This window comes from Sphingomonas sp. (genome assembly GCF_025353885.1).
Classification (GTDB): Bacteria; Pseudomonadota; Alphaproteobacteria; order Sphingomonadales; family Sphingomonadaceae; genus Sphingomonas_O.
Map to the genome: position 1 here is coordinate 1 of NZ_JANXNX010000080.1, position 6,891 is coordinate 6,891.

General features: G+C 65.3%; 8 protein-coding genes and 1 other RNA gene. 2 read left to right on the forward strand and 7 right to left on the reverse strand.

Annotated features, from left to right (window positions below; translation table 11 throughout):
• Window positions 1-76: 76 nt before the first annotated feature.
• Complete coding sequence (locus Q0R02_RS08490; RefSeq protein WP_293882397.1) at window positions 77-907, reverse strand: transporter; 831 nt, start codon at window positions 905-907, stop codon at window positions 77-79.
• Between the two features lie 63 nt (window positions 908-970).
• On the opposite strand from Q0R02_RS08490, the gene mtgA reads away from it, so the two are divergent.
• Window positions 971-1,708 carry a monofunctional biosynthetic peptidoglycan transglycosylase gene (gene mtgA / locus Q0R02_RS08495; RefSeq protein ID WP_293882398.1) on the forward strand — a complete coding sequence of 246 codons (738 nt, stop codon included), beginning with the start codon at window positions 971-973 and terminating at the stop codon, window positions 1,706-1,708.
• A gap of 144 nt (window positions 1,709-1,852) precedes the next feature.
• Here mtgA and Q0R02_RS08500 read toward each other — a convergent pair whose 3' ends face one another.
• From Q0R02_RS08500 to Q0R02_RS08525, 6 genes are all read right to left on the reverse strand, one after another.
• Complete coding sequence (locus Q0R02_RS08500) at window positions 1,853-2,176, reverse strand: YbaB/EbfC family nucleoid-associated protein (protein WP_293882399.1); 324 nt, start codon at window positions 2,174-2,176, stop codon at window positions 1,853-1,855.
• On the reverse strand, window positions 2,173-3,759 hold the full coding sequence (locus Q0R02_RS08505; RefSeq protein WP_293882400.1) for a DNA polymerase III subunit gamma/tau: 1,587 nt from the start codon (window positions 3,757-3,759) through the stop codon (window positions 2,173-2,175). Before Q0R02_RS08505 ends, Q0R02_RS08500 begins: the two co-directional genes overlap by 4 nt.
• Window positions 3,760-3,795: 36 nt before the next feature.
• Window positions 3,796-3,892, reverse strand: an RNA gene (gene ffs / locus Q0R02_RS08510) — signal recognition particle sRNA small type.
• Between the two features lie 29 nt (window positions 3,893-3,921).
• Window positions 3,922-4,257: a 2Fe-2S iron-sulfur cluster-binding protein gene (locus Q0R02_RS08515; protein WP_293882401.1), complete on the reverse strand. Its 336-nt coding sequence runs from the start codon at window positions 4,255-4,257 to the stop codon at window positions 3,922-3,924.
• A complete protein-coding gene (locus Q0R02_RS08520; RefSeq protein ID WP_293882402.1) occupies window positions 4,254-5,321 on the reverse strand; it encodes a cysteine desulfurase family protein in 1,068 nt (355 codons plus the stop codon). The genes Q0R02_RS08515 and Q0R02_RS08520 overlap by 4 nt, the downstream gene beginning before the upstream one ends.
• On the reverse strand, window positions 5,318-6,382 hold the full coding sequence (locus tag Q0R02_RS08525; protein ID WP_293882403.1) for an aminotransferase class V-fold PLP-dependent enzyme: 1,065 nt from the start codon (window positions 6,380-6,382) through the stop codon (window positions 5,318-5,320). The genes Q0R02_RS08520 and Q0R02_RS08525 overlap by 4 nt, the downstream gene beginning before the upstream one ends.
• Before the next feature lie 117 nt (window positions 6,383-6,499).
• Between Q0R02_RS08525 and Q0R02_RS08530 the strand changes: the two genes are divergently transcribed.
• On the forward strand, window positions 6,500-6,891 hold a 392-nt coding region (locus Q0R02_RS08530), incomplete at its 3' end, for an alpha/beta fold hydrolase (protein ID WP_293882404.1).

Here is a 6,891-nt window from a genome sequence, read left to right on the forward strand (position 1 = left end):
CGCCGGGGTGACGGATTTTGGAAGGGTCCATTCCCCAAAATCCTCCCCGTTCCGGAGAGGATTTAGGAGCGCACCCTCAGAACCGGCGCGCGACGCCGAAATAGACTTCGACATCGGGGCTGTTGCGGTTCAGCCCGAGGACGGTTCCCACATCGAACTGGCTGTTCTTACCCGGTTGATAGGCAAGCGAGAGCGAGGCCAGCGCCTGCGTCGTGTGGCCCGAGGGATCTTCGTCGCGAGTGGCCGAGATTTCCTCGGTCAGGTTGATCTTTTTCGTCAGCGCTTCGGTCAGCCCCGCGACGCTGCCATAGGCAAGGTGGCGGCCCGAGCCATCGCTATCGACCGCAGCATCGACTTCGGGAGTGAAGGCGATCTGGATACCCTTCACGAGGTCGAAGCCGATGGGCAGCAGCACCCCTGCCCCCCAATCGCCCGCGCCGACCGGCGTGTGCCCTACGGGCACGGTGACGAAGGGCTGGATCGCGACCTTGCCATCAGGTCCGGCAAGCGATTTGCGAACGCTGAGCAAGACATCGCCGGTCCGGGCGACTTTTGAAATGGCCCCGGTGGCATTGTCGCGGACGCGGACGTGGCCGTAGGACGTCCAGCCCAACTGGATTTCGGTCGTGGCGTCGAGGCCATAGCGGACCAGCAGGTCACCGGCGATGATGGTGTCGGTTCGGGCATCGGGCTGGCGGTCGAGGGTCCAGTCGCCAAGTCCGACTTCGACCACCACATGACCCGGATCGACGGTGCACGGCGGCGTATTCAGCCCCGGACGATCGGCGCAGAAGTCGCGAAGTTCGGGTTCGGCCTGCGCGGACGTCGCCACCAACGCCAGGCCCGCGGCCCCGGCAAGGGCGATCATGGTCCGCTGGAAGCCGGGTCGGGAAAATGTGTGGAGCATATTCATATCCTAATCTGACGCGCGTGATTGCGGGGCGGGCAGCAACCATTTATCGGCACCGTCATGGCAAAAACACGACGACGTGCAAGCGGTTTCCGACGCGCCCCTGGTTCGCGCAACGGTGTTTATCGCATTGGGTGGCTGATTGGTCGGGCGATCCTGTGGTTCGTCGCGGTTTCGGTGATCTGGGTACTCGCGTATCGCTTTGTGCCGCCGCCGGTGACAATCACGATGCTGGGTGACCTGGCGGGCGGCCATTCGATCACCAAAGACTGGATGCCGCTATCGCAGATGGATCGAACGGTGGCGCGCGCGGCGATTGCGGGCGAAGATGCAAAATTCTGCACGCACAACGGTTTTGACCGGAGCGCTATCGAGGCGGCCTGGAAACGCAACGCACGGGGCGGAAAACATATTCGTGGCGGATCGACGATCAGCCAGCAAACCGCCAAGAATGCATTCCTGTGGCAGGGCGGCGGATTTTTCCGAAAAGGGCTAGAGGCATGGTTCACCGTCCTGATCGAGCAATTATGGGGCAAGCCGCGTATCATGGAGGTCTATCTCAACATCGCCGAGACCGGGATCGGGACCTATGGCGTCAATGCCGGCAGCCAGCGGTATTTTCACCATGACGCCAGCCGGATGACACCGAACGAAGCGGCGCGGATCATCGCCGTGCTGCCCCTGCCAAAGAAGCGTGAGGCGAGCGTGCCGGCGGGGTATACGCGGCGATACGGCGGCGCGATTGCGGCACGGGCCGGGGTCGTGCGGCGCGAGGATATGGATGGGTGTCTGGGATAGGGTTGGCACTCACTTTCCGTCACCCCGGCGCAGGCCGGGGCCTATACGGGCGTCTGAAAGATGGGCTCCCGACCCGACAGCCATATAGGCCCCGGCCTGCGCCGGGGTGACGGGCTTTGGCGGGGCGACGGGGAAAGGGCGCAATCAGCTCGGCAACTGAAAGCCCGGGGGCAACTGCATTCCTGCGGTCATCTTCTGCATCTGAGTATTCGACACCGCGTCGGCCTTTGCGCGGGCATCGTTAAGTGCGGCGGCGATCAGGTCTTCCAGCATTGTCTTTTCGGTTGGTGACAGCAGCGTCTCGTCGATGTCCACGCCTGTGATGCGGCCTTTTGCGGTGGCCTTGATCTTTACGAGCCCACCGCCCGAAACGCCTTCAACCTCCATCGTGTCGAGGCTGGCCTGGGCTTTGGCCATTTCCTCTTGCACGTTGGCGGCCATCTTCAGGATATCGTCAATTGAAGTCATGGGGTTGCACTCCGTTGTTCAGACCAGCCGATCAGTTCGGCGTCGGGAAAGTGTTCGAATGCCGCGCGCACGACCGGTTGCGCGAGCACGGCCTCACGCGTGGCCGTCTCGGTCGCCAGTTCCTGTTCGCGGATCGTCGGTTGGGCGGGCGAATCCTCGGTCGCAACTTGCCATATGATGCCGGTCGCTTCCTTCAAGACCTGCCCGAGTTCGCGGGTGTCGAATGGGCGATTGGGGCGAATGGCAAGTTCGGGCGGGGCATAGCGGATCAGTCCGACTTCATCACGCAAACGCTGGGCGATCAGAAACTTTCCGGCTTTTTCAACGATCTGGATCAGCGCTTCGAATGTCTGTGGCAAGACGGGGGCCGCTGGCGTCGTTGGTTGCGGCGATGACAGGGCAACGCCGCTTTCCAGCTTGCGGGCAAGGTCGGCGGGGTCGGGCAAAGTGCTGGCGTGGACGACACGGAGCAGCGCCATATCGGCAGCTTCGCGGGGATCGGTGGCGCGGGCAACCTCGTCATGACCCTTTAGCAAAAGCTGCCAGAGGCGGTGGAGCAGCGCAAAGCTGAGGCCGGTTGCCCATTCCTTGAGCGCGTTGCGTTCCTCGGCGGATTGCGCGGGATCGTTGGGCGCGCCGACCTTCTGAATCGTCGTGGCATGGACGATCTCGAGCAGCCCGCGCAGCACTGCCGTCGGATCGACCCCCAGGTTGTGCTGTTCCGCAAGCGCGGCCAATACGCCCGGCCCGTCGCCGGTCAGAACCAGCCCGAACAGTCGCCGCAACGCCCCGCGATCGGACAGTCCGAGCATGTCACGGAGCTGGACGGCGGTGACCATGCCGCCGGCGCCCGAATTGTCGGTATCCAGGTCGGCATGGGCGATCGCCTGGTCGAGGATCGACAGCCCGTCGCGGACCGATCCTTCAGCGGCGCGGGCGATGAGGGCGAGTGCTTCCGGTTCGGCCTCGACCTTTTCCAGGTCGCAGATCATCGCGAAATGCGCACCAAGCAGGTCGGACGGAATCCGCCGCAGGTCGAACCGCTGGCACCGCGACAGGACCGTCACCGGCACCTTGTTGACCTCGGTCGTGGCGAACAGAAACTTAACGTGCGGAGGCGGTTCCTCCAATGTCTTCAGCAGCGCGTTAAAGGCGTTCTTTGACAGCATGTGCACTTCGTCGACGATATAGACTTTGTACCGCGCGGAGACCGAGGCGTAGCGGACCCCGTCGATGATCTCGCGCACGTCATCGACGCCGGTGTTGGATGCGGCATCCATTTCGATTACGTCGATGTGCCGCCCCTCCGCAATGGCGACGCAGGGTTCGCAGGTGCCGCAGGGGGCGATGGTGGGGCCGCCGGTGCCGTCGGGACCGATGCAGTTGAGCGCCTTGGCAATCAGGCGTGCGGTCGAGGTCTTGCCGACCCCGCGCACGCCGGTCAGCAGGAATGCGTGGGCAAGGCGGTCGCGCTTGATCGCGTTGCCCAGCGTCGTCACCATCGCATCCTGGCCGATCAATTCAGCGAAGGTTTGTGGACGGTATTTGCGGGCAAGGACGCGATAGGGTTGGGTCGAGGACATTTGACGGGTCTAGCGGTTAAGAGCGCCGTGGCAACGTGCGGTGAAAGCCGGACGACCCGTTGCGAATTCGTTGTGGCTGCTTCCTTCCGGACCTGACCAGGTTGGCGAGAGCACCGTCCGCCCGACTTTCGCAAGCGCATATGGCGAAAAGCCAAGGGGAATTCAACGCCCCTGCATGTTGCGGCTTTCGGACGGAATGCGAACGGTCAGCCCATCGAGCGAGCGATCGAGGAAAATCTGGCAGCTCAGCCGACTCGTGCGCGTGGCGTGGGCGGCCAGGTCGAGCATGTCCTCCTCCATCTCGGTGGCGGGGTCGAGGCGCGCGAAGTCGGCGGCGTCGACGATCACATGACAGGTCGAACACGCCATCTGGCCTTCGCACGTGCCCTCTAGCGGCTGACCATCGGCTTGCCCGACGTCGAGCAGGCGGTCGCCGTCCTGCGCGGCCAGGTCGTGGATGGTCTCGCCATCCGCCGAGATGAACCGGACGCGGATCATGGGCGTTGCCGGTCGGTGGCGGCAGTGATGAGCGACAGGGCTTCGTCGATGTCGGCCGCCGTGGTGCCCCGACCGAAGCCGAGGCGGATGCTGGAGCGCGCCTGCGCGTCGGTCAGGCCGATCGCCGTCAGGACATGGCTGGGGCGGCCCGATCCGCTCGCACAGGCCGAGCCGGCGGAGAAGGCGACCGAGCGCACGTCGGAGATCAGGCGTGCGGCGTCGAGACCGTCGCGCCGGACATTGAGATTGCCGTGGTAGCGCCGATCGCGAGCGCCGTTGACCTGCCAGTCGGGAAGCTGGGCCAGCGCACGGGTCCAGAGACGTTCGACATGGGTGTGATCGTCGGTCGCCATCAACGCGGCGGCGGCTCCGAAACCGGCGCACAGAGCGGGCGACACCGTGCCTGATCGCACGCCCCCTTCTTGCCCGCCGCCGAGCATCAGCGGTTCGAGGTCGAGCCCGTCGCGGACCCACAGCGCACCGATGCCTTTGGGACCATAGATCTTGTGCGCGCTGATCGCGATGAGATCGCAAGCGGCGGGAATGGCGACCCGGCCAAGACCCTGCACGGCGTCGCAAAAGAACAATGCCCCCGCCCTATGCGCGGCGTCGGCAAGGTCGGCGATAGGCTGGACAACGCCAATCTCGTTGTTGACCAGCATGGCGGCGACGATGCGCGTGCCGTCCGGGATGGCGGTGGTGGTGACGAGGCCGTCGGTGTCCACCGGCAGAAAAGCGACGTCATGGCCGCGCTGGCCGAGCCACAATGCCGTATCCCGGACGCAGGCGTGTTCGGTGGGCAGCGTGACGATGCCGCCCTGCCCGACGCCCCTCAGCGCCCAGTTGGCAGCCTCGGTTGCGCCGCTGGTAAACCACAGCTTGCCACCGGGGGGCAGCAGCGCGGAGACCTGTTCGCGGGCCACCTCGACGGCGGCGCGGGCGCCGCGACCGGAGACATGGGCAGAGTGGGGATTGGCCGAACCCGCAGGTGACAGCCAGTGCGCCATCGCGTCATGGACCTCAAGCGCGAGCGGGGTCGTCGCCTGATAGTCGAGGTAGATCATTTGCCACTGCCCGCGATCCGCCGCCATTGTTCGATGAAGCGATAGATGTCGGCGCGGCTCGTCTCTGGCCCAAAGCTGACCCGGATGACCTCGGATGCGGCAGTTTCCCCCCAGCCCATCGCGGCCAGGACGTGGCTTGGTCGCAGACTCCCAGACGAACAGGCGCTGCCCGCCGAAACCGCGATGCCCGCCATGTCGAACTGGATCAGTTGCGCCGACGATGCGATCCCGGGCATGCGGTAGCTGGCGATGGTGGCGAGGCGCGGGGTTGCCTTGGCCACGACCTGCCCCCCGGCGGCCTCGATCGCCCCATCCAGATGCGCGCGCAGGTCAGTGGCCCGGTCGAGCCACCCGCGCTTGGTTTCCACAGCGGCGGCAAAGGCAAGCGCCGCGGGCAGGTTTTCGGTGCCCGACCGATAACCGCGCTCTTGCCCGCCGCTGGGTTGCAGCATCCCGAAATCGCGCACCAGCAAGGCACCGATACCGGGTGGCCCGCCCAGCTTGTGCGCCGACACCGCGATCAGGTCGGCATCGGGCAGCGGCAGCTTGCCCGCGGTCTGCGAGGCGTCGGCCAGCAGCAGCCCGTTGGCGCTGCGCACGATCCCGCCGAGCAGCCCCAACGGTTGCAACACGCCGGTTTCGTTGTTGGCCGTCTGGATCGTGACCACCGGATTGCGCGCACCCAATGCCCCGAGCCGCCCGGCTAGCGCATCATGGGCAACGGTGCCGTCGCTGACGACCGGCACCATATAGGCGTCGGGCGCGACGCGGTGGACGGCGTCATGTTCGACCGAGCTGACCAGCACGGCATCGCTGTGAGTGCGGAGCAGCGCGATCGCCAGCGCCTCGCTGGCCCCGCTGGTAAAGATCAGCTCGCCGTCCCATTCGAGTGCGGCGGCGATTCGCGCGCGGGCATCCTCCAGCGCCGCCCGGGCCGCGCGCCCTTCTGCATGCGGCGACGACGGGTTGGCCCAGCGCGTCAAACCATCGGCAAAGGCGGAGCGGGCCGATCCGGTTACGGGCGTCGTCGCCGCGTGATCGAGGTAGAGCCGTTCGGCCATGCACGCCCTTCAGTTCGAAATCATTGCTCTTGCGACCCCCCTAGCTATATAGCGCGCGTCTGCAATGCGCGACATTCGTGTCCGCCGCATTTCCATGCCTCGTTTTCGAAAGTGCCCATGCCCGAAGTAATTTTCCCCGGCCCCGAAGGTCGCCTCGAAGGTCGTTTCAATCCGGGTCCGCGGCCGCGTGCCCCTGTCGCCATGATCCTGCATCCCCACCCGCAGGCGGGCGGCACGATGAACAATCGCATCGTCCAGTCGCTGTACCAGACGTTCGTGCGACGCGGTTTTGCCACGTTGCGGTTCAATTTTCGCGGCGTGGGCAAGTCGCAGGGCGTATTCGACAACGGCATCGGCGAATTGTCCGACGCCGCATCTGCGCTGGACTGGGTGCAGTCGATCCATCCCGAAGCGCAGACGACCTGGATCGCAGGTTTCAGCTTCGGGGCGTGGATCGGCATGCAGTTGCTGATGCGCCGCCCCGAGATCAAGGGCTTCATCTCGATCGC